The sequence below is a fragment of the Flavobacterium faecale genome (assembly GCF_048320115.1).
GTDB classification, from domain to species: domain Bacteria; phylum Bacteroidota; class Bacteroidia; order Flavobacteriales; family Flavobacteriaceae; genus Flavobacterium; species Flavobacterium faecale_A.
In genome coordinates, this window is the sequence record NZ_CP182943.1 from 3,658,248 (window position 1) to 3,682,257 (window position 24,010).

The 24,010-nt window shown below is 34.0% G+C and carries 18 protein-coding genes and 1 pseudogene; 12 read left to right on the plus strand and 7 right to left on the minus strand.

Annotated features, from left to right (window positions below; translation table 11 throughout):
- Positions 1-58 precede the first annotated feature (58 nt).
- A complete protein-coding gene (locus ACNH59_RS15145; protein WP_418263354.1) occupies positions 59-2,467 on the plus strand; it encodes an alpha-ketoacid dehydrogenase subunit alpha/beta in 2,409 nt (802 codons plus the stop codon).
- 357 nt (positions 2,468-2,824) lie between these two features.
- On the opposite strand, the gene ccsA is transcribed toward ACNH59_RS15145, so the two are convergent.
- Positions 2,825-6,028, minus strand: coding sequence for a cytochrome c biogenesis protein CcsA (gene ccsA, locus ACNH59_RS15150; protein WP_418263355.1), 3,204 nt, complete (start codon positions 6,026-6,028; stop codon positions 2,825-2,827).
- Between the two features lie 327 nt (positions 6,029-6,355).
- On the opposite strand from ccsA, the gene ACNH59_RS15155 reads away from it, so the two are divergent.
- On the plus strand, positions 6,356-7,408 hold the full coding sequence (locus ACNH59_RS15155) for a tyrosine-type recombinase/integrase (RefSeq protein ID WP_418263356.1): 1,053 nt from the start codon (positions 6,356-6,358) through the stop codon (positions 7,406-7,408).
- An 869-nt stretch (positions 7,409-8,277) separates the two neighbouring features.
- Here ACNH59_RS15155 and ACNH59_RS15160 read toward each other — a convergent pair.
- Complete coding sequence (locus ACNH59_RS15160; RefSeq protein ID WP_418263357.1) at positions 8,278-8,478, minus strand: hypothetical protein; 201 nt, start codon at positions 8,476-8,478, stop codon at positions 8,278-8,280.
- 1 nt (position 8,479) lies between these two features.
- Between ACNH59_RS15160 and ACNH59_RS15165 the strand changes: the two genes are divergently transcribed.
- Complete coding sequence (locus tag ACNH59_RS15165) at positions 8,480-8,701, plus strand: hypothetical protein (RefSeq protein ID WP_418263358.1); 222 nt, start codon at positions 8,480-8,482, stop codon at positions 8,699-8,701.
- Positions 8,702-8,876: 175 nt separating this feature from the next.
- On the plus strand, positions 8,877-9,125 hold the full coding sequence (locus ACNH59_RS15170) for a hypothetical protein (protein ID WP_418263359.1): 249 nt from the start codon (positions 8,877-8,879) through the stop codon (positions 9,123-9,125).
- On the opposite strand, the gene ACNH59_RS15175 is transcribed toward ACNH59_RS15170, so the two are convergent.
- Entirely contained in the window at positions 9,094-9,465 is a 372-nt protein-coding gene (locus tag ACNH59_RS15175; RefSeq protein WP_418263360.1) for a hypothetical protein, read from the minus strand. The two genes, ACNH59_RS15170 and ACNH59_RS15175, sit on opposite strands and share 32 nt — an antisense overlap.
- 364 nt (positions 9,466-9,829) lie before the next feature.
- Complete coding sequence (locus ACNH59_RS15180) at positions 9,830-10,099, minus strand: hypothetical protein (RefSeq protein WP_418263361.1); 270 nt, start codon at positions 10,097-10,099, stop codon at positions 9,830-9,832.
- Between the two features lie 511 nt (positions 10,100-10,610).
- Between ACNH59_RS15180 and ACNH59_RS15185 the strand changes: the two genes are divergently transcribed.
- The 4 genes from ACNH59_RS15185 to ACNH59_RS15200 all read left to right on the plus strand — a co-directional run bounded on the left by ACNH59_RS15185 (position 10,611) and on the right by ACNH59_RS15200 (position 14,427).
- Entirely contained in the window at positions 10,611-11,186 is a 576-nt protein-coding gene (locus ACNH59_RS15185) for a Panacea domain-containing protein (RefSeq protein ID WP_418263362.1), read from the plus strand.
- On the plus strand, positions 11,187-11,561 hold the full coding sequence (locus tag ACNH59_RS15190) for a hypothetical protein (RefSeq protein ID WP_418263363.1): 375 nt from the start codon (positions 11,187-11,189) through the stop codon (positions 11,559-11,561).
- A gap of 198 nt (positions 11,562-11,759) precedes the next feature.
- Positions 11,760-13,349 (plus strand): DNA methyltransferase, encoded by a 1,590-nt coding sequence (locus ACNH59_RS15195; RefSeq protein ID WP_418263364.1) that lies wholly within the window; start codon positions 11,760-11,762, stop codon positions 13,347-13,349.
- Positions 13,350-13,422: 73 nt separating this feature from the next.
- Positions 13,423-14,427: a hypothetical protein gene (locus ACNH59_RS15200; protein ID WP_418263365.1), complete on the plus strand. Its 1,005-nt coding sequence runs from the start codon at positions 13,423-13,425 to the stop codon at positions 14,425-14,427.
- 228 nt (positions 14,428-14,655) lie between these two features.
- Here the strand turns inward: ACNH59_RS15200 and ACNH59_RS15205 are convergent, their stop codons facing one another.
- Positions 14,656-16,200 carry an IS1182 family transposase gene (locus ACNH59_RS15205; protein ID WP_418263366.1) on the minus strand — a complete coding sequence of 515 codons (1,545 nt, stop codon included), beginning with the start codon at positions 16,198-16,200 and terminating at the stop codon, positions 14,656-14,658.
- 413 nt (positions 16,201-16,613) lie between these two features.
- On the opposite strand from ACNH59_RS15205, the gene ACNH59_RS15210 reads away from it, so the two are divergent.
- Positions 16,614-17,009, plus strand: a complete 396-nt coding sequence (locus ACNH59_RS15210; RefSeq protein ID WP_418263367.1) for a hypothetical protein — start codon at positions 16,614-16,616, stop codon at positions 17,007-17,009.
- A 155-nt stretch (positions 17,010-17,164) separates the two neighbouring features.
- Here ACNH59_RS15210 and ACNH59_RS15215 read toward each other — a convergent pair.
- Positions 17,165-17,551: pseudogene (locus tag ACNH59_RS15215) on the minus strand (group II intron maturase-specific domain-containing protein); the annotation flags it as partial.
- A gap of 72 nt (positions 17,552-17,623) precedes the next feature.
- On the opposite strand from ACNH59_RS15215, the gene ACNH59_RS15220 reads away from it, so the two are divergent.
- Positions 17,624-18,421 (plus strand): NYN domain-containing protein, encoded by a 798-nt coding sequence (locus ACNH59_RS15220; RefSeq protein WP_418263368.1) that lies wholly within the window; start codon positions 17,624-17,626, stop codon positions 18,419-18,421.
- On the opposite strand, the gene ACNH59_RS15225 is transcribed toward ACNH59_RS15220, so the two are convergent.
- Positions 18,387-20,798: a 7TM diverse intracellular signaling domain-containing protein gene (locus ACNH59_RS15225; protein WP_418263369.1), complete on the minus strand. Its 2,412-nt coding sequence runs from the start codon at positions 20,796-20,798 to the stop codon at positions 18,387-18,389. The two genes, ACNH59_RS15220 and ACNH59_RS15225, sit on opposite strands and share 35 nt — an antisense overlap.
- 460 nt (positions 20,799-21,258) lie before the next feature.
- Here ACNH59_RS15225 and ACNH59_RS15230 point away from each other — a divergent pair, with 460 nt between their 5' ends.
- Together ACNH59_RS15230 and ACNH59_RS15235 are read left to right on the plus strand one after the other, a co-directional pair.
- Positions 21,259-21,837 (plus strand): non-canonical purine NTP diphosphatase, encoded by a 579-nt coding sequence (locus ACNH59_RS15230; RefSeq protein ID WP_418263370.1) that lies wholly within the window; start codon positions 21,259-21,261, stop codon positions 21,835-21,837.
- A gap of 202 nt (positions 21,838-22,039) precedes the next feature.
- A complete protein-coding gene (locus ACNH59_RS15235) occupies positions 22,040-23,947 on the plus strand; it encodes a DEAD/DEAH box helicase (RefSeq protein WP_418263371.1) in 1,908 nt (635 codons plus the stop codon).
- The last annotated feature ends 63 nt before the right edge of the window (positions 23,948-24,010 follow it).

Sequence of the window (24,010 nt, forward strand, 5' to 3'; positions counted from 1 at the left end):
TGAAAATAGCCAGTTTTTAAGTAAATTTGCGCCACATTAAGTTAACCCTTCATAGAGAATGATAAAAGAAAAAAACAACACTGCATTGACATTTGAAGATTTCAAAACCGAAGTATTGAACGATTATACCGTTGCAATCACCAGTAGAGAATGCAGTTTGTTAGGAAGGAAAGAGGTGTTAACAGGAAAAGCTAAATTCGGAATTTTTAGCGACGGAAAAGAATTGCCACAAATTACAATGGCTAAATTTTTCAAAAATGGAGACTTCCGTTCAGGATATTACCGCGATCAAACCTTCATGATGGCCATTGGAGAATTAACTCCAGAACAATTATTTGCAGGTTTATACGGAAACACAGACATTAACGAAGAACCCATGTCAGCCGGAAGACAAATGGGAGGCCATTTTGTAACCCACAGTTTGAATGAAGATGGGAGTTGGAAGAACTTAGTACAACAAAAAAACTCAAGTTCAGACATATCCCCTACAGCAGCTCAAATGCCAAGACTTTTAGGTTTGGCCCAAGCATCTAAAATATACAGACATATTACCAATATCCCCAATCAAGAAAACTTTTCTAATCAAGGAAATGAAATTGCATGGGGAACAATAGGCAATGCCAGCACATCTGAAGGACTTTTCTTTGAAACTATCAATGCTGCTGGAGTATTGCAAGTTCCAATGGTAATTAGTATTTGGGATGACGAATATGGAATTTCTGTTCATGCCAAACACCAAACCACCAAAGAGGATATTTCAGAAATATTGAAAGGTTTCCAAATTGAATCAGGTACCAATGGGCTGGAATTGATCAAAGTTAAAGGTTGGGATTATTCTGATTTAGTTACTGCCTATGAAAAAGCAGAAACAATTGCCCGTGAAAAACATATACCTGTCGTAATACACGTTGAGCAATTAACACAACCTCAAGGACACTCTAGTTCAGGCTCGCATGAAAGATACAAAAGCAAACAACGTTTAGATTGGGAAAAAGAATACGATTGCATTAGACAAATGCGTTTGTGGATGATTGCCATTAATATTGCTTCTCCAGATGAACTTGATGCTATTGATGCTAAAGCCAAAAAAGAAGTACTCGAAGCTAAAAAGAAAGCGTGGACTACCTTTATTACACCAATTATAAAGGAACAAAAAGAAATCGTAGCATTATTAGAAAAAATAGCAGCCGCTTCTATAAATCCTAAAGTTGTTTTGGCACATGCCAAAAAACTACAAGGAATCAAAGAACCTTTGAAAAAAGAAATTCTAGTAGCGGCCCGTAAATCTTTAAGACTCTTTGCCCCTAGTACTGAAAAATCAGAACTGATTGCGTGGATCAAAGCTTTTACAAAAAAATACCAAATAGCCTTTAACTCAAAATTATATTCCGAATCAGCTCAAAATGTTTTGTCTGCTAAAGAAGTAGCGCCAGAATACGACGAAGAAAACACCTTGGATTCAGATGGGCGTATGATTATTAGAGATAACTTTGACGCTATTTTTGCTAAATATCCCGAAGCCTTAATTTTTGGTGAAGATTCTGGAAAAATTGGCGATGTGAATCAAGGTTTAGAAGGACTTCAAGAGAAATTTGGCGAAATGCGTGTAGCCGATACTGGAATTCGTGAAGCTACTATTATTGGACAAGGAATCGGAATGGCTTTAAGAGGCTTGAGACCTATTGCCGAAATTCAGTATTTGGATTATATGCTCTATGCGATACAAATATTGAGTGACGACTTAGCATCCTTACAATACCGTACTTTTGGAAAACAAAAAGCCCCTTTAATTATTCGTACTCGCGGTCATCGCCTCGAAGGGATTTGGCACTCAGGATCACCTATGGGAATGATCATCAATGCCGTAAGAGGAATACATGTTTTGGTTCCAAGAGACATGACCAAAGCAGCCGGATTTTATAACTCTTTGATGGAGTGTGACGAACCTGCTATTGTTATCGAATGCTTAAATGGCTACCGACTTAAAGAAAAAACACCAACAAACTATGGAGAATTTAAAACTCCAATTGGTGTTGTTGAAACTATTAAAGAAGGAACTGACATTACTCTAGTTTCCTACGGTTCGACTTTACGTTTGGTAATGGAAGCCGCTAAGGAACTCGAAGAAATAGGAATTGGATGTGAAGTGATTGACATTCAATCTTTAATTCCTTTTGATGTTCATCACGACATTGTAAAAAGCATTATGAAAACCAATCGTCTTTTAATCATCGACGAAGATGTACCTGGTGGAGCCTCTGCTTATATTTTACAACAAATCATTGAAGACCAAAATGCTTATCAATACCTTGATAGCAAACCACAAACCTTATCAGCCAAGGCACATCGCCCTGCCTATGGAACAGATGGTGATTACTTTTCTAAACCTTCTATAGAAGACATTTATGAAAAAGCCTACGCATTGATGCATGAAGCCAATCCTACAAAATATCCTAGTATATATTAAAATCCAAAAGATCTGCTTAATTGTGGATCTTTTTTTTTGAAACATAGGTTTCCACAGATTTTAAAAAAAATCTGAGAAATTATAGATTTTTTTACAAATGATTCGTGCATATTTGCACAACGAGACTAAATGATTCTTTCAAAAATAAACTATGTAGATTCCCTTTACATCCAATTGGGCGCTTTTAAGCGTGCCAAAACTTATATGTAGTGCTATTTCTTATATGGTTTAAAAAAATCCATCCTCGGCAAAAAACTTATTTGACTTATATGGTAAAAAATCAACAGGACGAATTCGAAAAAAAACAGCCAATAAAATTCAAAATTCTATTGGCTGTTTCATAATTATGATAAAAAATTACTTCTTATAGTACTTTCGATACTTAGGATAAGTGATTGCTCCAATTACCGAAATCCCACCTATCATATAATATATCCAATCCAGTGATTTCGCTTCACCACTCGCATAAGAATGCAAGCCTACCAAGTGAAAATTAACCCCATAATAAGTAAACAAAATCGAAATAAATGCAAACATACTCATTAAATTGAAAATCCATTTTCCTCTTAGCGATGGAACAAATCGAGCGTGAATTACAAAGGCATATACCATAATACTAATCAAAGCCCAAGTTTCTTTTGGATCCCATCCCCAATAACGTCCCCAACTTTCATTGGCCCATTGTCCTCCCAAAAAGTTACCAATAGTCAACATGATTAATCCAATAGTCAAAGCCATTTCGTTGATATAAGTAATCTCTTGAATGTTCAAGTCCATCTTGGTTTTGTTTTTCTCATTGGTAAAAAAGATTAACAATAATGAAACAAATCCTAGAATCATCCCCAAGGCAAAAGGACCATAACTCGCTACAATAACCGCCACGTGAATCATCAACCAATACGAATTTAATACCGGTTGTAAATTGGCGATTTCAGGATCAATCCAGTTCATATAAGCAGCCATCAAAATCATAGCTGTAACAAATGCTGATGAAGCCACAGTTAATTTCGATTTAATATCAAAAGCCAATCCAAAGAACATAGTAGCCCAAGCGATATAAATAATGGATTCATAAGCATTACTCCAAGGAGCATGACCTGAAATGTACCAACGCGCTATTAATCCCAATGTATGCAATCCAAATAACAATCCTATAATAACATGCATCGTATTTACAGCAATGGACAAGAACTTGCGTTCTTTAAAAATTTGCAGAATGGTAAAAAACAACATCAATATCGCTGCATAGATATACCAATAAGACAGTTTTTGGAACACATCGTATTTGTTATACAAAATCTCAGCCGTTACTTTATCTTCTGACGGCATCACTTTTTCACCAAACTTTCGTTGAAAACCATGCAAACTTTCCAATAACTCATCTGCATTTTTATAATCATTGGATACAGTAGCATTGTTCAAAGTCCCAAAATACAACGGCAATACATTTTTAGTATAAGTAGAATCCATTCCTTTCAAGCCAGACTGCCCTACTTCCATATAGGAAATCCATTTGTTGTTGGCGTCATTTGGAATTGGGAAGATTTTCATAATAGCACCACTCAAAGCTGATTCCATCAAGTTGACTTTCTTATCCGTTTCCACAAAGTCTTTTTCAAACTGATTTGGATTGGCCGCTTTGTAAGCTGCATCCAAATAAGGTGACAATTTATAATTCCCCTTTTCGTCAAAGAACTTTACAAAAGGTGCATATTTAGCTTTCGAATCTATTCCGATAATTTTTCGAATACTATCATTCCCTGATTTGATGTAAATAATAGGCACTTCAATCCATAGCTGCGCGTATTGCGACATCGACAAAAATACTTGATCCGAATTCATTCCCTTGTAATCATTGGAATGGCTTACTTTACGCAACAATTCAGATGAAAAGGTATTTATGGGTTTCATTCTACCACCAGCATCTTGCACAATCAATCGTCCAAATTTAGCCGCATGCGCCTCCGAAACTTTGAATTTATTAATTAAAGAATCTATCTCTTTAGCCGAAAAAGTTTTAGGTTTGTGAGCAGTTGCTGAGGCTTGCGTTTCTTCTTGTTTGTGATCGTGCTCATGATTATGATCGTGCTCATGATCGTGTGTTTGCGCCACACCATTAAAGCTCAAGAACAGAACCAAAATAGTAACTAGCTTGGCCTTTTTCTCTTTTACTACCTCAAGTTTGCGTTTCAAATCCGCAAAACGAGAATGTTTGGTAAACATAATCGCCATCATCGAAAAGAACAACATAAAGTAACCAAAATAAGTGATATTCGTCCCCCAAAAATCGTGGTTTACTGATAGTACTGTTCCTTTTTCATCAGGGTCAAAGGATGATTGAAAAAAGCGATAGCCTTTATGATCCAGAACATTATTCATAAAAATGTGGGCATCAAAAGTTTCTGTATCTTGCACAGTTACTAAGCTTTCAAATGACGAATAACTCTTCTCGGTCCCTGGGTATTTTTTAGCAATAAAGTCGTTTAGTTTAATCTTAAATGGCAATTCATAGGCTTTACTACCGTAAAAAAGACTGTATTCTTTATTTCCAATCTTCACTGTTTTAGGCTCCCCTACCTTCCCTTTAGAACCAGTAAGAGTTACTTCTTTCTCCTGACCTTCGGCTTTTACTTTTACTATCAGAGCATTATCACCAGTTTTGGCCTTGTAATCATTATTAGATTCATAAGCAATCGTTCCTTTTACAGCCATATCAGGAAATACAAAACGCATTTCGCCAATGCTGTATAACGAGCGCATCATCAAGGGTTGCACCTCATCTTTGGTAACTTCTCCTTGTAACTTATCAGCCATACGCATAAAGTTTCCTTCAAAAGGGGTCTGAATGGTATACGCTGTACCAGTAGTGTTAATGTTTATAGCACCATCGGTATAGTTGTTCAACGAAAACAATACGTTGTGAATATTCTGCACTTCACCCTCTTTCAAGAAATGTTCGTGACGACCACCATCACCCGCTTCCACAATTTTCAAATATAAAGTTCCGTTTTTATCTTCTTTGATATATTCCTTGGCCCCCATGATAAAATCTTGGTATTCCACTTTGAAAGGCGTCCCGTCAAATTCCCCCGAAAGACTAAAATTATTCTCAGTAGCAGGCGATAGTAAAACAGGTTTGTCAAAAGCCCTACGCTTCATTTCCCCTTTGTATTCCCCATCTACAAAAACCGTTAGAAAAGTTTTATCCGAATAAAACTGATTCTCTGCCGCCCCTTCGCGTATTGGCATTACCCCTTCGTAGCTAATGTAGCGTGTTACAAAAGCTCCAAGCAGAATAAATACAAAAGCCAAATGCAGCATCAAAGTTGCCCATTTTTCCTTTTTCCACAACTGGTAGCGCTGGATATTTCCGGCAAAATTGATCATAAAAAACACCATAATCCCTTCAAACCACCAAGCATTGTATATTAAAATTCGAGCGGTATCAGTATTGTACTTGCTTTCAATAAAAGTTCCCGTAGCCATAGCAATTGCAAAAGTCAAAAAAAGTATCGCCATCAATCGGGTCGAAAACAAGAAAGAAATTATTTTTTTATCCATTATATTTAGGAATATTACAAATTTTAAAAGTGCGACAAAAGTACTTAAAAATGTTCGGTTTGCCTGATGTCCAGTTGTTAATTTAATCCAAAAATAAGACAAAACAATCCTTATTTACATTACCCCTATTTGGGCGTGCCAACAGTAGAAAACGGGTCTTATTTCACTTTGTCCATACAAAGCCCCTTTCTTTACTGCTGTCGCGCTCCCGAAGTTTCGAGACGTACTACTTCGGTAGCTAGCGGCAATCCCTCACGCAAAACCCAAAAAAATAGTACAAAATCAATACAAAAAATAAGTATCTTTAAAACATCAAAACAATATAGCATGAAGTGGTCAGCAAGTGTAATAAAATACAAAAGCGAAAGCCGAATCGCCGTTTACTTCGAAAAAAATGCCGAACTAATTGCGCGGATTAAGCAATTTGAAGGCGCACGATGGAGTCAATCATTAGTAGTATGGCATCTTCCAGATAATGAAGAAAACAGAGTGCGATTTAAAATACCAATAACTGAAGGTAAAACAGCATTATCACAAATTAAAAACAACAATCAATTAGTTTTGAAACGTTTCATAGAACAAATCCAACTCAAAGGATATAGCAATTCTACTTTAAAAACCTATCGAAATGAATTTGGCCTATTTTTAAATTATTTAAAAGAATTACCAGCCGAAACCTGTACAACCGAGGATATTCGTGACTATATTTTGCATTGTATTAATGAGCTTAAACTTTCTGAAGCCACCGTTCACAGTCGCATTAATGCTATCAAATTTTATTACGAACAAGTATTAAGAAGAGAACGTTTTTTATTGGAAATTCCTCGTCCCAAAAAACCATTAAAATTGCCCAAGGTCATTGCTCCCGCTGACATCAAAAAAATGTTTGAAACTGTAACCAATCTTAAACACAATACGATGCTCAAACTTTGCTACGGATTAGGACTGAGAGTTTCAGAAATTGTGAATCTAAAAGTTTCAGATATCGATAGCAAAGCGATGCAGGTATTTATCGAACGAGCAAAAGGCAAAAAAGACCGTTATGTCAATTTACCCGAAAGCATATTGCCACAACTCCGAATTTATTTTATCGAATACAAACCAAAAATCTATCTATTTGAAGGTCAATATGGCGGACAATATAGCAGTAGAAGCGCTCAACAAGTTTTCAAAAACGCCATGCTAAAAGCAAAAATCAATAAAGAAGTTAGCATCCATAGTTTACGACATAGTTTTGCTACCCATTTATTAGAACAAGGAACCGATATTCGTTTTATACAAGAGCTATTAGGACATAACGACATCAAAACTACTTTGATTTATACCGAAGTCAGTGATAAAAGTATTCGAAAAATAATAAGTCCACTTGATAATCTATAATACTATTTTTCTTATTTTTGAAACAGAAAAGAAAAACATTCTGACAACACAAAAAAACGCAATGCGTTTTTTTGTGTTGTCAGAAATAAAGAACTAATTATCAACAATTTACAAATACACCAGCTTTAGGAGTTGCGTATATTTAAGAGTTGTGCGTCAGCTTAAACCAAAGAGAACGTTGAAAAACACAATGTTTAGAAAAAACTAAACAGAAATGTATACAAATCTTATTATAATAGCTGGGTGTCTGTATTTCATATATTCAGTTATTAAATTGTATAAAGAATGCAGACCTTTAGATATAGACATAGTAGATATTAAAAGTTGGGAAACGTTTCACCTCAACCTCCTTCTATTTTCTATGTATATGTTAATGCCAATATTAATTATTTTTTTTGTTCTCTTCTATATTTCAGAGCATAGCTTAGAAAGTTCAGTATTAGAATGGTTAATAACAATAATGACGAAAAGATGAAACTTTGTTGAAGTAGGAAACTTAAAGAGTATGAAAAATAGTACGATGTTGTTATAAAAACGCAGAGTGAAAAAATTCCTAAAAGATTTCCAATCTCAAGGACAATAAAAATATTATCTTTCTTAAAAATAGTAATAAAACCTACAGCAATTAAAAAATAAATAAACAACCATATAAAACTTAAACAGAAGGTTAAAATAAATTGGATGTGAATAGGATTATTTAAAAAAGAAGGTTTTGTAATAAAAATTGCTAGTGCCCAAAAAGGAAATATGAAAGATAGATTTATAAGTATCTTTTTTAAATGTTCTTTAAGGTCAGTAAATATGTTTTCAAAATTCATAATTTAATTTAAAAAGAGTCAAACCAAAAGTAAGTAAACATATTTAATGAATTATATTGTAAAATACTTACTTGTTACAAGTTTATAATTGATAGGCTGTACTATTTCATCGGAAACTCCACTTTTACCATCAGCTAAAAATAATTCTAAATTAGAGATTCTAAAGTAAACACCATCTACATAAGCACAAGTTGTAAAGAAGGGGAAACCATTTACATAAGAAGTAATAACATAATAATTAAATTCAAGCATAATGTATAATTTTATAATTTTAAGTAAAAGTACTAAATCTTCTGAACATTTGTCAGAAAAAGACACCGACCTTCACTCATTTAAACGAGGAAAAATAAATTTTGAAGAGCCTTGGAACTCTAGTTTTTTAAAATTAACAGAGGAAGAGTGGAAAGAATTGGAGGAAAAAGGAAAACTAACTAAAACAGAAATAGTAAAAAAGACCACGTTTATATCGAAATAAAGCCGAACGCACAACAGCAGTTACACAAGATGCAAGGATTTTGTGGAATTATAGGTTCTCAGAAAAATTAAAATAAATTAGAAACCCCGCAGTCACGAACCCTTGCACCTCGTGTAGCTGCAAAACGTTACCTGCTATTTTAACAGAAAAAGGGACGTTATAAAAACAATATGACATGAAAGAGGATGAACTAAACCTTCACAGTTTCTTCACAGCGAAAGGTGTTGACCCAAAATACACGCCATCTGACGAATCTTTAAAGTTTACAGAGGTAAATGCAGCAACTGCTAAACTGTACTTAGCGACTTACTACGATATGTACAAGGCAAAATTAACAACAGAAAAAATTGATAAGTTTTTAGCAGAGAGTCTAGAATCGTGTGCTTATAATGTTATAATGAATTGTAAAAAGGCTCTTCGTTAAAACCATGTTTTTGGTATTTTAGTTTTATATCTTTAACTATAGATGTAAAATCTTCATTGTTAACAATAGGGATAAATATAAAATGTGGATTTTGGATAGTATTGACGTTTAAAGATAGTATTTCGTCTAAAGTGTTGTGGACATTTATGTAGAGATAGTCTAAACCTATATTATTTGAATAAGCAAGTGTAGTTGAAGCAATTATACAAATAAAAGGCGATGTAATAGAATAACTATTATTCCTTAAAATTCTGTTTTCTATTTTAAAGCCTGTATATTTATTTTTCAGTCCTTCAATCACATATTTATTTATAATATCTACAATAAGTCTGTTTTGCATAATTTAAAATTTAGAAACCAAACGTACGAAAAATATTTGTAAGTTAGCAACAGAAAAAGAATAAAAACAGCAGGTAACAGCCGTTTGGCAAGATTGCAAAATTTAGTGGAATTACCGTTCCGCTATGAGGCTCGTTCCTCGCTAAAATAATTATTAACCGACAATTGAGTGATACCGCAGATTTGCAACCTCGCCAAGCGTCAGGACGTTACCTGCTATTTTAACAGAAAAAAGGGACGTTGTAAAACAAAAAATAACATGATACCAAATAATAAAATGGTAGAAATAGTATCTAACCAAATAGCTTTTTTAGAAGAGAGGTTAAAAGATTCTAACTGTGACGTAGAATTAGTGACTAATCAACTTAATCTTCGCAGAGGGTTATTAAAAACATTTCAAAATCTCCAAACAGGAGTTGTTTAGCATCTTGGTTAAACCCTTTGTTAACATACTCATCACAAGTAAGATTAAAAATATCTATTTGGCTTTCCAAAGCTGATGTATCTGAGAGTTTAATTTCTGAAATAACGTCTAAAAAGTCTCGCCTATACTTATTGAATAAATCAGGGTTTGTTTCTTGAATAAGTTTTAGAAAGACCTCGTTTAAGTTGTTTTTAATCTCTAAGTTACTCATAATGTAAAATAATTAAAAAAAAGTTGAAATAATTCAAGAGAGGGTTAAGACCATCTTAACTTTACGGCTGGTGCACTATTATTCTAACTTTCTGTATCCTCCCAGTAATTTTACAGTCCGTGGACTAACCGTTTCAAGTAGCTTACAACAAGTGCAAGCGAGTTAATATGTACACACTAACCGCAATTAGTGTAATTAACTTCTTCATAAATTTTGTGGATACTTTAATTTTAAACTTCAGTTCCATTTGTAGGTTTTAGTTTAATTTAGAGTACCTCTCTTGAATATTTAACAAAAGTAAGAAAATATTCTTAAATTGCGATTAAAAATAAAAACAGCAGGTAACAGCCGTTTGGCAAGATTGCAAAATTTAGTGGAATTGTAAGTCCGCTATAAAATTTAAAATAAATTATAAACCGACTCTTTCCGAAGTTTTGCAACCTCGCCAAGCGTCAAAACGTTACAGGATATTGTACCAAAACTGTACGTTGAAAAACAACCCAACAGAAAAATGGAATACCTAATTATAGCAGTTTTACTAATTGCTTTATTTTTAGTAACTTTGTGGAAAGAAGAAATAACTAAAACAAAAGTTGTTTATATATCAAAACAAGATAATAACAGTATTATGAGTTATAGTCCAACAACAATAGCAAACTACTTCATACAAGAAAAAGCCAAATTTGGTAAGTTAACTTCAATGAAGTTAATAAAACTAGTTTACATTTCTTACGCGTGGTATATCACATTAAAAGGGAAAGAAAATCCATTAACAACTGAGAAAGCTCAAGCTTGGAAATATGGTCCAGTATTCCCTTCTTTATATAAAGTAATAAAGAGCGAAGGCACAATAGAAGTTGAAAAACCTCTACCTAACGATAAAGAAGAAGTTATTATAAACGAAGATGCTGAATTTTTAGACAAGATTTGGGGTCTATATGGAAAATATAATGGTGTAGAGTTGAGTGCTATGACACACGCAGAAAATACTCCTTGGAGAGAAGTTTATTGTAGAGATTGTAATTCAGAAATTCCAGACGATTTGATAATTAGTCACTATGCTCCAAAACTAAAATCTGCTTCGTAAGTGATTGATTTAACAAGATTACCTGATACGATTCCTGATAACTTCAGAGATGCGGATATTGATGAAGCGGTTTCTGATGTGAAATCGTGGAACAAAGACATTTCACCCGAAGAAGAAAGATACCGTGGAAACACAATTTTAAGAGATAATTTAGCAAAGGTTTTTACTATTGTTATAATATTTTGGTTAGTATCTGTTATTCTGATTTTAGTCGGTAATAATTGTAACCATTATAATTTAAGCGACACAGTATTAGTGACCCTTTTAACTACTACTACAATACAAGTTTTAGGATTGGTATATATCATACTTAAAGACTTATTTCCAGGCGGAAAAGGCAAAGAAAACTCCGAAAACAACAATACCGAAAAATAACAACATCCTGTAACAGCTGTTTTGATATAGTGGGGGGATTTAGTGGAATTATCGTCTCGCAATAACACTCTCTACAAAATTAGAAAGTTTAGCATTTACGAACCCCCACCATCTCAAAGCAGCAAAACGTTACCTGCAAGCTGAAAAAACGAACTGCAAAAAAGAAACAGTATCTTTGAAAATAAAAAATAGAGAAGTTTGAAACAAAAGAGAGACAGATACGAAATGCACAAATATTGGGGCAAAAAACCCTCAAATGATTTGAAAGAACTTATCGAAAAATATTCGAATGAAGGCGATACTGTACTCGACCCATTTTCTGGTTATGGTGTATTTTGTTCAGAAGCTTATATTTTAAATAGAAACGTAATTTCAAACGACTTAAATCCAGTAGCCAACTTCATTAACATTCAACTTCTCGAAAAGAAGATTGATTTAAAACTTCTCAAAAAACAATGGGAATTGATTAAATCCGAATTTGAGCCATATAATTTTGAATGGTATAACTGGAAATACAATGGACAAACTGTTGAACTTATAACAGTTTTACGTGATAAAGATGATAATCCTATAAAATGTAAGTTCAAAATATTAGGTTCAAATAAATCACAAGAAATAGAGATTACAGAAAAAGAATCACAAGAATATTTGAAGTTTGAAAAAAACAAAGAAATAATTGATTGGTATCCAACAACTAAACTCATTCAGAACTCAAGAATTTCTGCAAAATCGGGAATGAAAGTTTCTGACTTGTTCACAAAAAGAACACTTGCTTGTCACGCAAGATTATTGGCTTTAATAGAAAGACATTCTAGTGGAAAGGAAAAGGATTTATTCAAAGTTGCTTTTACAGCCAATTTAGCAAATTGCTCAAAATTATTACCTCCAATTAAGAGCCGAGGAGCAATGGCACCTGGAGCTTGGATGACTGGATTTTATATTGGAGAAACATATTTAGAAAATAACGTGCTTCATTATTTTGAAAATAGATTTTCAAAAATCCTTAAAGGAAAAGAAGATTATTTAAATCAATTTGGGAACAAAGGTGAGTTTAATTTCAATCCTGTAAATTATAATAATTACTATCAAACGCTTCAAAATGATGCTAAAAATTTATCAATAGAAAATGAATCAATTGATTATATTTTTACAGACCCACCTTATGGAGATGCAGTTCCATATTTTGAGCAAAGTGTAATATGGAATTCTTGGCTTAAACTTGAACCCGATTACAAAAACGAAATTGTTATTTCTGACAGTAAAGAAAGAGGAAAAGACTGTCATAAATTTGAAGAGGAAATAAATTTAGCCTTTTCTGAAATTCGTAGAGTTCTTAAACCAAACAAGTACTTTTCACTTACTTATCATTCATTATCAGGAAAAGAATGGAAAGCTATTACAAATGCTTGCATTAAAAATGGATTTGAATTAGTCGATTATGAATGGCTTGTTCAAAAATCATTTACTCCAAGACAAATCAACAGATTGACAAGTATCAAAGGAGATGTACTTGTTACTTTTCAAAAAGCTTCTATTATTGAAGCCGTTATTTGTAAATCAGATAAAGAAATTAAACAATTATTTATTGAACAAATTGAAGAATGGCTAGATGATAGTAATGGTCTTGATACAAATGAAATTTTTCTAAAAACTATGAATAAAGTTTTCTCTGAAAAAATATTAATCGGAGATGTCGACTTACTTAAAATATTAATTGAGAATTTCAAATTCTCTGAAAACCAACAATGGATATTAAATGACCAACTTGAACTTCAACCAACTAGATAAATGCTTTAGGAGTAACGACTTCCCAAGTATAGAAAACGACAACAAAGGAATCAGATTTTTAAAGCTTCGTAGTATGTCTAGAAAAGACACTATGGAAGAATTTGCTGGAATACATAAAATAGACCTTTCACAGTTAAAATCGAAAGAATATTTTGAGCATGTTTTTAATTTAAATCAAATTACGGACGCTCAAATAAACGATTTTATAAATTTAAAATATCAAGAAGAAAGGGCTTCAAGAGTAGATAATCAAGATTATTTGGTTGACCAACTCACACGATTGCAACATTTTGATTGGGGAGGCTCATTTGGTAATAGTTTAGAAAAGAATATCGTTAACAATTACGTTAAGAAAATTCAATCCTATGATGCAATAAATGAAGAAATTGAAGGAAATCTTTTATCTAGCTTAAGGGGTTACACGTTAAACTCTTGGTATAATCATTGGACTTCAATTTTAATTGAAGACTTATTTAAAGACCACGCAACAGTTCTTCCAACAGTAGGTTTAGTAAAAAAGATTGATTTTTTCATTAATGATATACCTTTCGATTTAAAAGTCACCTATTTTCCAGAGCAATTATTAGCAGACAAGCTAAAAGCGATAGGTTATGGAAATGAACTGACAATGTTAAAAGGTATTTGTCGCAAACTTAAAATATTCATACCAACAGATATTAAAGATAAAGCTCTAAAACTGCATTTATTCAATAAAGTATCAGAAGACCAAAGAAAAGAAGCGAAGGACTTTATTTCAACTTTAAGACAACATAAAAAAGAAATAATTGCTGAAGCAGAAGCAAACCCAACGGAATTAAAGAAATGGTTATATGAAAATCAAGGAGAAGCAAGGTTTGATGCCTCTAACAGATTCTTTTTAGTTCTTACTGACGAAACTGATATGTCAAACAGTTGGAAACTTAAAAGAAATGTTGTGTTCTTAAGAGAAAAGATAACTGAACACTTAACAAATCTATCTATGGATATGTCAAGTTTGGAAACGGAATTTTATTGGAGCCTTGACCAAAAAACTTATAGCTGTAAATCTGATATTCTGTTTTTAAAGTATTCTGAATAGAAAAGCCAGCAGGTAACAATGTATATAAAAAATAGGCGAAACAGTGCTAAATTAAAGGTTTTTGGCTCGTATCAGAGTTCGTGCTTAACCGAAAGTTTAATGCTTCGAAATCGCCTACTTTTCATATACTAAACGTCAGGCTGTGAAAAAACCTCTATTTTCTCCAAAAATCCATAAATTATACAGTACTACAACCCCAATAAAGCCTTTTTAAGAAGGCTCTTTTTTTTAGGCTGTAAATTTCAGTTGATAAAAATTTAAGGCTGTATTTAACTTTAAATAAGCCGTTTTTAGTAAAAACAAGACTTTTGCCTTGTAGGGTGACTTCCAGTTCTTGATTTTATCAATCAAATCGGGAACTCCAAGAATATTTATCGTGCGTTTGATGTTATAGACCAACATAATTAGACTATGCTCCCCATTTACTTTTTCTAGTCCTGTTAAATTGGTATGGTTATACCCCCATTGTCTCTTGATTGTCCCAAAAATGTGTTCGTTTATTTCTTGCCTAGTTCGGTATAGTTGTGGGTTTTCTTGATAACGTTGGTTGTTTTCTTCTACGGCATCGGCATATTCACTTCTATCTATTTCCCGTCCTCCCGCTCTACTGGTACAAAGGTGTTTTACGGGACAGTCCTTGCAGGCTGATGTTCGGTATTTCTTGAATTGATAACCACTTTGCTCTGTTCGACCACTTTTTTTATGCCATTTCCCCGTGGTTTTTAAGATTTTCCCTTGGGGACAGGTATAGGTATCATCTAATTTATTGTACTGAAATTGAGCCACTAAATAGTCTGGTTGGGTAACACTATCTTTAGCTCTTCCTGGGGTAGGATGTGCGACAATGGTGGTGATATTGTGGTTTTTACATTGAGTGATTTCTCTACCATTATGATAGCCTTTGTCAACCAAAGCGGTAAAGGTTTTTACTCCCAAATTTTCTTTTGCTTCAACAGCAATAGCTCCCAAAGCGTAGAGATCATTTCGATTGATAGTATGAGTGGCAACAATCAAGTTGTGTTTGTTATCTACCGCCGCTTGTATGTTGTAGCTTACTTCTACCACTACGCCTTGAACCAATAAGGCTCGAGCATCTTCATCGGTGGTACTTATCTGAGGCTCTCCACTAACTTTTAGTTTTTCTTCTAGTAGCTCATAACCTATTTTGTTCTGCTTTAATCGTTCTATTTTTTCTTGAATGTTAGTAATTGAAATCCCATTATCTTGCGAGTCGTTTTGGTCTAATTGCGCTAAATATTCTTGTGTTTTTTCTTCGATATAAGCCAAATGTCTTTCTATTTTCTTTTGGCTAAAATTAGCTTTCTTACTGTTGTGTGCTCTGCTTTTAGTCCCATCAATAGCGATGATTTCGCCTGCTATTAAGTCGGTATCTTTAAGAAAGGAAACAAAGAGTTTGAAGAGTTTTCGCAATCCTGATGGATTCTGTTTTCTAAAATCAGAAATACTGTGGTAATTTGGCACCAGACCACATAAAAGCCATTGCAATTCGATGTTTCTTACACATTCTTTTTCGAGTTTTCGCGAACTTCTAAGCCCGTTCAAATAACCATATAAATAGATTTTAAGGAAGATTTTAGTATCAAAGCTGGGGCGACCCTCGACTTTGAGAGTCTGAACAGTAAAACCCAAAGATTCCATATCTAATGCCTCCACAAAAGCATCTACAAAACGAACGGGATTATTGGGTAAAATAGTGTCTTCGAAACTAGAAAACACCATTTGGTTACGAGGAATTCCTGTGATATGTTGCATATTTAAACATACAACTTTTCTTGCTAACAATAAAATTATTTACTTATATTTGATGGAAATAAATGTTAGTTTTTTCACAGACTGACGTTGTGAGCAAGCTTAAAATGATGATACTAAACAGAAATAGAAAAATTGAAATATTTGTATCAGGGCTAACAATTATATTATTGGTCTTGACTATTTTGACTTATACACTCGACCAACAGAAGTCGAATTGGGTTTGTGGACCTGTTTTGCTTTTAATGGAAATTATAGCTCTCGGAATTCAAACTATATTGACAATTTCAATTTGGAAGACAACTAATCAAAAGACAAAAATTGTTCTATTAGCGTTAAGCATTTTGATTATATTTTCAATAACTTACGGATTTGTGAACTTTAATTTAAAATGCACATAATGAAAAAGAAAGTGTGTGAATGAATATAAAAGAAACCAAAAATACGTGAAAAAAGGATTAATAATATTGACATTTATATTCTCTCTATTTTTTGCTTCTTGTGGAGTTGAACAGAACAAATTTGACAAGAATACTTGGAATGATATGGACGACATTATGTATGCAAATAGAGAAAGTATGATTTCGGATTTAATAGCAAATCATCTGCGAAAAGGTATGACTTATAAAGAAGTCGTTGAACTTTTAGGGAAACCTCAAAATTATGCAAATATAAAATCAAACACAATCGGCTATGAGATTATGGTAGATTATGGATGGAATATTGACCCTGTTAAAGGAAAGACACTTTACATAGAATTTACTAACGACTCAAAAGTAAACGACTTTAAACTAGATGAATGGACGCATTGAAAGGAAAGCCAGCTCACAAAGATATGAGTAGACGGCTCCGCTAGAAACTAACGGAGTGCGCCTCTCACACCACCGAGGCCTTCGGCTTCGCTCAGGACAGGCCAAGCGGGTCATCCCTCGAATCGGGACAGGCTAGACTCGGCGGTTTCCCGAAATTATTTCGGGATAAACTCCAAATGATGATTTAGTTCGATATAAACATCTGTCAAGGATTGATAGCCTTTTTGTCTTAGGCGCTTCAAAGTGATAGTTGAACCTAAAATAGGACTCTGCGCAATTGCCCAACCGCCTTTGCGAGTGCGACTAAATGCATAGGCGTGGTCTTGGTCAACACCCAATCGTATGAGATTCTTTCTCTTTCTCTCAGGCTTCTTCTCCGCCGCGGCGGACCAAATACAATATCGAAGTCGGTTTCTAAGCCAGCCGTCTATAGCCCGTAATTTACCCATGATACTTGTACCCCGAAAATAGTTTAACCATCCTCGTTGCACTTCTTTTATCTTGGCAATACGTTCTTCTAGCTTGACTGGAGTGGTTTTTCTATCCTACCAAAAACTTTACACAAGCATTAAAAATATTCCTGTATCTTTGGGCAACATTCTACACCCAATACTATGTCACAAATTGTCCCTGAATTAAAACTAGCCGTACTTATTGATGCCGATAATGTTCCTTACAGCAACGTCAAAGGAATGATGGAGGAGATTACCAAATATGGTACACCGACCACCAAACGTATTTATGCCGATTGGACAAAACCTAATGCTTCAGGCTGGAAGGCCGTTTTATTGGAACATGCCATTACTCCAATCCAGCAGTATAGCTATACCACCGGTAAAAATTCATCAGATTCGGCTTTGATTATTGATGCTATGGACTTGTTGTATACTGGTAAACTAGATGGTTTCTGTATCGTATCTAGCGATAGTGATTTTACGCGTCTGGCAATCAGACTACGTGAATCAGGTATGAAAGTCATTGGAATTGGAGAACAGAAAACACCTAAACCTTTTATTAGTGCTTGTGACAGGTTCGTTTTTATAGAAGTTTTGGATGGAGCCATCAAGAAAAAATTACCCAAACATACATTTGATACTAAGAAAACCGTTGAAAAACCAAGCTCAAAAACTATCGAGAAACCTGGACGAAAGCCTCTTAACAAAATAGACGAGGCCACAGTCGAATTGATTGAATCCACAATTGACGATCTTAGTGATGATGACGGATGGGCGTTTCTTGGTGACATCGGTAACCTTGTCTTAAAGAATAAACCAGAATTCGATCCACGAAATTATGGTTTTTCTAAACTGACGCCTTTGCTAAAATCATTAAACGATATACTTGAAATTGACGAGCGCGAATCCGAGAAAAAAGGAATCAAGCATGTGTATGTTCGACTAAAACTGAATTAAAACATTTTTGAACTGCTTGATATAAAGTTTCTTTTTTCACTGGTTTAGTCAAATAGTCATTCATTCCTATTTCAAAAACTCGTTGTTTAGTCGTTTCCATTACATCAGCAGTTACAGCAATGATAGGCACATTGGCATTTTCTGTTCCTGCTTCTCCATTTCGGATTGCAATGGTTGCCTCATAGCCATCCATTACAGGCATTTGCAAATCCATTAAAACAATATCAATTCGATGATTTTTGAAAGCGTCTACACCTTCCTGACCATTATTAGCAAATACAACCTGCGTATTCTTCCATTTTTTCAAAATCATTTTGATTACCATTTGGTTCACAGAATTATCTTCTACCACCAAAATGGTTTTACCGTCTAAATCATAAACTTCAGGCAATGGCGCCACAACTTCAACTTTGGGTTGGGCAATTATTTCAAAATCAAGTGTGATTACGCAACTGGTGCCTTTTTTAATATAACTGTTCATCGAAATAGTTCCCCCTTGCATATCTACCAAGGTTTTCACTATATACAACCCCAAACCAAGACCTCCAAATTTTCTTTTATTGTCAATATTATGCTGACTGAAGGAATCAAAGATACTAGACATTTTATCTTTAGAAATCCCAACACCCGAGTCCGAAACCGTAAGAATCATAGTTGCTACAGTATCACTTTTTAGAATTGAATCAATTTCAAATTTCACAAATCCTTCCGATGTGAATTTAATCGCATTACTTACAACATTGTTAATCACCTGAACCAAACGCATTTCATCACCAGAAATTAAATCAGGAAACGCTCCTCGCTTGACATATACAAATTCCAATCCTTTGTCTTGAGCTCTTATTTCGGCATTATTTTTCACTTGTTCTATCACCAACAAAGGATTAAAAGGGACTTTATCCAACATTAGCTCCTTTTTTTCAATTTTAGAAAAATCCAAAATATCATTCACAGAACTCAATAAACTATGGGAAGAATATTTAATCACTTGGCAATTCTTCTTGATTTTTTCATCTTCCACTTCACTGGAAACCGAATCAATTAAATTCATAATTGCATTAAGAGGTGTTCTTAATTCATGACTAATATTGGACAAGAAATAGGTTTTCAAATCGTTCATTTCCTCAGAACGAACTAAGGCCAAACGATTTAGTATATTTTTTTCATTTTTAAGATCTCGAATTAAATTAGCCATCGATAATGATAGAAAAATAATCTCTAACCCTGTTCCAAATTTAGAACTATTTTGAACTAAAAAAGTATTGGGCAACAATCCAAAATTATTCAAGATAAACACTCCAAATCCTAGTATCAAAAACAAAATTCCTGTGACAAAGAATGTATCTACCTTAATTTTTTTACGAATCAAGAATACTATCGAACTAATAATTAAAGAAAGAATTAATAAACCTAAAAGATTCGCAATTGGATAGCAGTAAGGCAAGGCAACAGGCACAAAAAGAACAATACCAATAAGCAATACTGTTAAAAAATAGACTATATGAAACAGCATTGGAATCAACTTGTTGTATTGATTAATTTTCAAAAAAACTTCACTATATTTTCCTAAAAGAACACCTGTAATCAGAGAGAAAGTTAAAACCGAATGCTGGGTAATCCAACCACCACTAGGATCTATATATTTGTAAAAATAGCCATCCAAGGACAATTGCATCATCCCTACGCAAAAAACATATATACTATAATACAAAAAAGTACTTTCCTTGAGCGCAAAGAAGAAAAAGAAATAAATAATGGCCGCAATAGTTAATATGCCATAAAAAATTCCGAAAATAAACTGTTCAAAAGATATCGAATCATTAAAACTATCTGCTGAACTTAACAATAAAGGCATCTTCAGCACTTCTCCATCACTTTTCAAATGTAAAAACAAATCTTGATTTGAATTAGGTTCTAAATTCAGCTTGAAAATCGTTTTTCTACTGTTATAAGCTCTTTCATGAAAAGGCATTTTATCGCCACTAATTGATTTTGTAATCTGCCCTGAATGCTTATCCACTACATACAATTCTACCCTATCTGTGATAGGACGAGCCGTTTCAAGGTAATACTGTAATTTTATATCGGTAGCATTTTGTAACGAAACTTTTCCCCACCAATAGTTATCGGTAAATCCTAAATCATCCGATTTAAATTTTAATGCAATAGGTTTTAATAAACTGTAGTTTTTTTGGACATAATCAATATCCAATAATTGCTGACCAACATCTACAACAGAAGCATAGGCTTGTAAAGAAATTTTTTCTGAGATTGACTCATTATCGAATACATATTGTGCATGAGAAGTTGTACAAAACATCATCACAATAAACAGTAGGAATGTATTACAATTAGTCGTGGGGCTAAATAATTGCATTTTTTTGTTTTTAGAATGTTGAAATATACAAAAACCAAGTTGGTTCCGTTATAAAAAAAAATCAATCAAACCAAAAAAAATAAAGCAGAAAAAACAATAACAACTGACTCACAAATAGATACAAAAAAAAGGAGAGCTTTTACACTCTCCCCTCTTGTAGGTTTTGGTTTATCATCTTCAACTTATACTTCCAAAATATTCCATCTTATAGTTGAACATTGAGTCATCAATCTCATGTAAAAGCTTGATATAAACAAATGATTAAGCAAAACCACATATCAAATATACAACGAATAAAATCATAAACAACTAAAATACAACACATTAACCATTGTTTAACATAAAACAAGACTACAATCATAGAAAAATCATCATAATGATAAAATCCATCCTAATTCATCAATGAAGATTTTTTAAAAAATCATGTACCTTTGACTCGTATTATCAATAAATTTAGCTCATGGAACTTGTTTTTGCTTCTAACAATAAAAATAAAATCAGAGAAATTCAACAATTACTCCCTTCAACTATTCAGATTTTAAGTTTAACCGATATTGGTTGTCATGAAGAAATTCCAGAGACAGCAGACACCATTGAAGGCAACGCCATCCTTAAAGCGAATCATGTTACCGAAAAATACGGTTATAATTGTTTTGCTGATGACACAGGACTGGAAGTAGCTGCACTCAATGGGTCACCAGGAGTTTACTCTGCTCGTTATGCAGGTGAACCATCGGATGCAAATGCCAATATGGAAAAATTATTGAAAGCGCTAGAGGGAGAAAAAAACAGAACAGCTCAATTCAAAACCGTAATTGCCCTAAATTTAAAAGGCAAGCAAGAACTTTTTACCGGAATTGCTAAGGGTATAATTACTGCTGATAAAAGCGGAACTGAAGGTTTTGGCTATGATCCTATCTTTCAACCGGACCATTTTCAGGAAACATTTGCTCAAATGTCGGCTGCTGATAAAAATCAAATAAGCCATCGCGGAATTGCAACTAGGCAACTTATTACTTTTTTAAACAGCATAAAATAATTGATTCAAACACAACATTTTGCCAAAATATTTTTACACATACGACTATTTTAGTGCTTCAAAATATCAAATCCATTAGTAAATCGCCTTTAAAAAAACATAACTTTCTGATTATCAAATACCAATAAATCATTAAAACTTAGGACTCTATTAGTTTATATGGATTTTTAACAGTACTTTTGCACCCTATTTAAAATTACATATGAATAAATTTGAACAATTAGGATTGAGTGAATCGTTACTGAAGGCGATTTTAGATCTAGGATTTGAGAATCCGTCAGAAGTACAGGAGAAAGCGATTCCCCTATTATTGGAAAAAGATACAGATTTAGTTGCGTTGGCTCAGACTGGGACAGGGAAAACGGCAGCTTTTGGTTTTCCAGTTATTCAGAAAATTGATGCCGACAACAGAAATACGCAGGCGTTGATTTTATCTCCAACACGCGAATTGTGTTTACAGATTACCAACGAACTTAAAAACTACTCTAAATACGAAAAAGGTATTAATGTGGTAGCAGTTTACGGAGGAGCTAGTATTACAGAACAAGCCAGAGAAATTAAAAGAGGAGCACAAATTATTGTGGCTACTCCAGGAAGAATGCAGGATATGATTAACAGAGGATTGGTAAACATTACTCAAATTAACTATTGTATTCTTGACGAAGCAGACGAAATGTTGAATATGGGATTCTATGAAGATATCGTAAACATCCTTTCAACAACCCCAGACGACAAAAACACTTGGTTGTTTTCTGCAACGATGCCAGCAGAGGTAGCTAGAATTGGAAAACAATTCATGAGCAACCCGGCAGAAGTTACTGTAGGAACTAAAAACTCAGGTTCTGCTACAGTTTCTCACGAATTTTACCTTGTAAATGCACGTGATCGTTACGAAGCTTTGAAACGTTTAGCTGATGCTAACCCAGACATTTTCTCAGTAGTGTTTTGTAGAACAAAACGTGATACACAAGCTGTTGCTGAAAAATTAATCGAAGACGGTTATAGCGCTGCTGCTTTACACGGAGATTTATCGCAAGCACAACGTGACGGCGTAATGAAATCTTTCCGTGGAAGACAAATCCAAATGCTTGTTGCGACTGATGTTGCCGCTCGTGGAATTGATGTTGATAATATTACGCACGTAGTAAACTACCAATTACCTGACGAAATTGAAACCTACAACCACCGTTCAGGAAGAACTGGTCGTGCAGGTAGATTAGGAACTTCTATCGTGATTGTAACAAAATCAGAATTACGTAAAATATCCTCTATCGAAAGAATCATCAAACAAAAGTTTGAAGAAAAAACAATTCCTTCTGGTATTGAAATTTGCGAAATCCAATTATTACACTTAGCAAACAAAATAAAAGATACTGAGGTTGATCACGAAATTGACAACTACTTACCCGCTATTAACAATGTTCTCGAAGATTTATCTAAAGAAGAATTGATTAAGAAAATGGTATCGGTTGAATTTAACCGTTTCATCAACTACTATAAGAAAAACAGAGATATTTCTTCTCAATCTGGAGACAGACGTGAAAGAGATAGCGCTCCAAGAGAAGGTGGAAATGCAAATGGCGGAGCAACTCGTTATTTTGTAAACATAGGTTCAAGAGACAACTTTGATTGGATGTCATTGAAAGATTACTTGAAAGAAACTTTAGACTTAGGTCGTGATGATGTATTCAAGGTAGATGTAAAAGAAGGATTCTCTTTCTTTAACACTGATCCAGAACATACAGATAAAGTAATGGAAGTATTGAACAACGTACAACTAGAAGGACGTCGTATCAATGTTGAAATTTCTAAAAATGATGGTGGCGGAAGACGTGACCACAACGGAAGAAACTCAGGCGGAAGAAGCTTTGGTGGAGGCGGTGGAAGACGTGAAGGTTCTTTTGCTCCAAGACGTGAAGGTTCAGGAGGCTTTAGAGGAGATAGAAATTCAGCTCCAAGAGAAGGTGGTTTTGGCGGAAGAAGCGGTGGAAGACGTGAAGGCGGATTCACTGAAAGAGCTCCAAGAGCAGAAGGTTCTTCAGACAGAGCCCCAAGACGTTCTGAAAGCTATGGTGACTCACCAAGACCAAGAAGACCAAGAAGAGACTAACAATCTGTTCTGTTAATTTTCTTGTAATTATACAATGAAACTACAAAATATTTAAAGCTGTTT

Coding starts and splice junctions, on each gene's coding strand:
- ACNH59_RS15145 (WP_418263354.1), top strand. CDS start 59: ATGATAAAAGAAAAAAACAACACTGCATTGACATTTGAAGATTTCAAA.
- ccsA (WP_418263355.1), bottom strand. CDS start 6,028: ATGGATAAAAAAATAATTTCTTTCTTGTTTTCGACCCGATTGATGGCG.
- ACNH59_RS15155 (WP_418263356.1), top strand. CDS start 6,356: ATGAAGTGGTCAGCAAGTGTAATAAAATACAAAAGCGAAAGCCGAATC.
- ACNH59_RS15160 (WP_418263357.1), bottom strand. CDS start 8,478: ATGCTTGAATTTAATTATTATGTTATTACTTCTTATGTAAATGGTTTC.
- ACNH59_RS15165 (WP_418263358.1), top strand. CDS start 8,480: ATGTATAATTTTATAATTTTAAGTAAAAGTACTAAATCTTCTGAACAT.
- ACNH59_RS15170 (WP_418263359.1), top strand. CDS start 8,877: ATGAAAGAGGATGAACTAAACCTTCACAGTTTCTTCACAGCGAAAGGT.
- ACNH59_RS15175 (WP_418263360.1), bottom strand. CDS start 9,465: ATGCAAAACAGACTTATTGTAGATATTATAAATAAATATGTGATTGAA.
- ACNH59_RS15180 (WP_418263361.1), bottom strand. CDS start 10,099: ATGAGTAACTTAGAGATTAAAAACAACTTAAACGAGGTCTTTCTAAAA.
- ACNH59_RS15185 (WP_418263362.1), top strand. CDS start 10,611: ATGGAATACCTAATTATAGCAGTTTTACTAATTGCTTTATTTTTAGTA.
- ACNH59_RS15200 (WP_418263365.1), top strand. CDS start 13,423: ATGTCTAGAAAAGACACTATGGAAGAATTTGCTGGAATACATAAAATA.
- ACNH59_RS15205 (WP_418263366.1), bottom strand. CDS start 16,200: ATGCAACATATCACAGGAATTCCTCGTAACCAAATGGTGTTTTCTAGT.
- ACNH59_RS15220 (WP_418263368.1), top strand. CDS start 17,624: ATGTCACAAATTGTCCCTGAATTAAAACTAGCCGTACTTATTGATGCC.
- ACNH59_RS15225 (WP_418263369.1), bottom strand. CDS start 20,798: ATGCAATTATTTAGCCCCACGACTAATTGTAATACATTCCTACTGTTT.
- ACNH59_RS15230 (WP_418263370.1), top strand. CDS start 21,259: ATGGAACTTGTTTTTGCTTCTAACAATAAAAATAAAATCAGAGAAATT.
- ACNH59_RS15235 (WP_418263371.1), top strand. CDS start 22,040: ATGAATAAATTTGAACAATTAGGATTGAGTGAATCGTTACTGAAGGCG.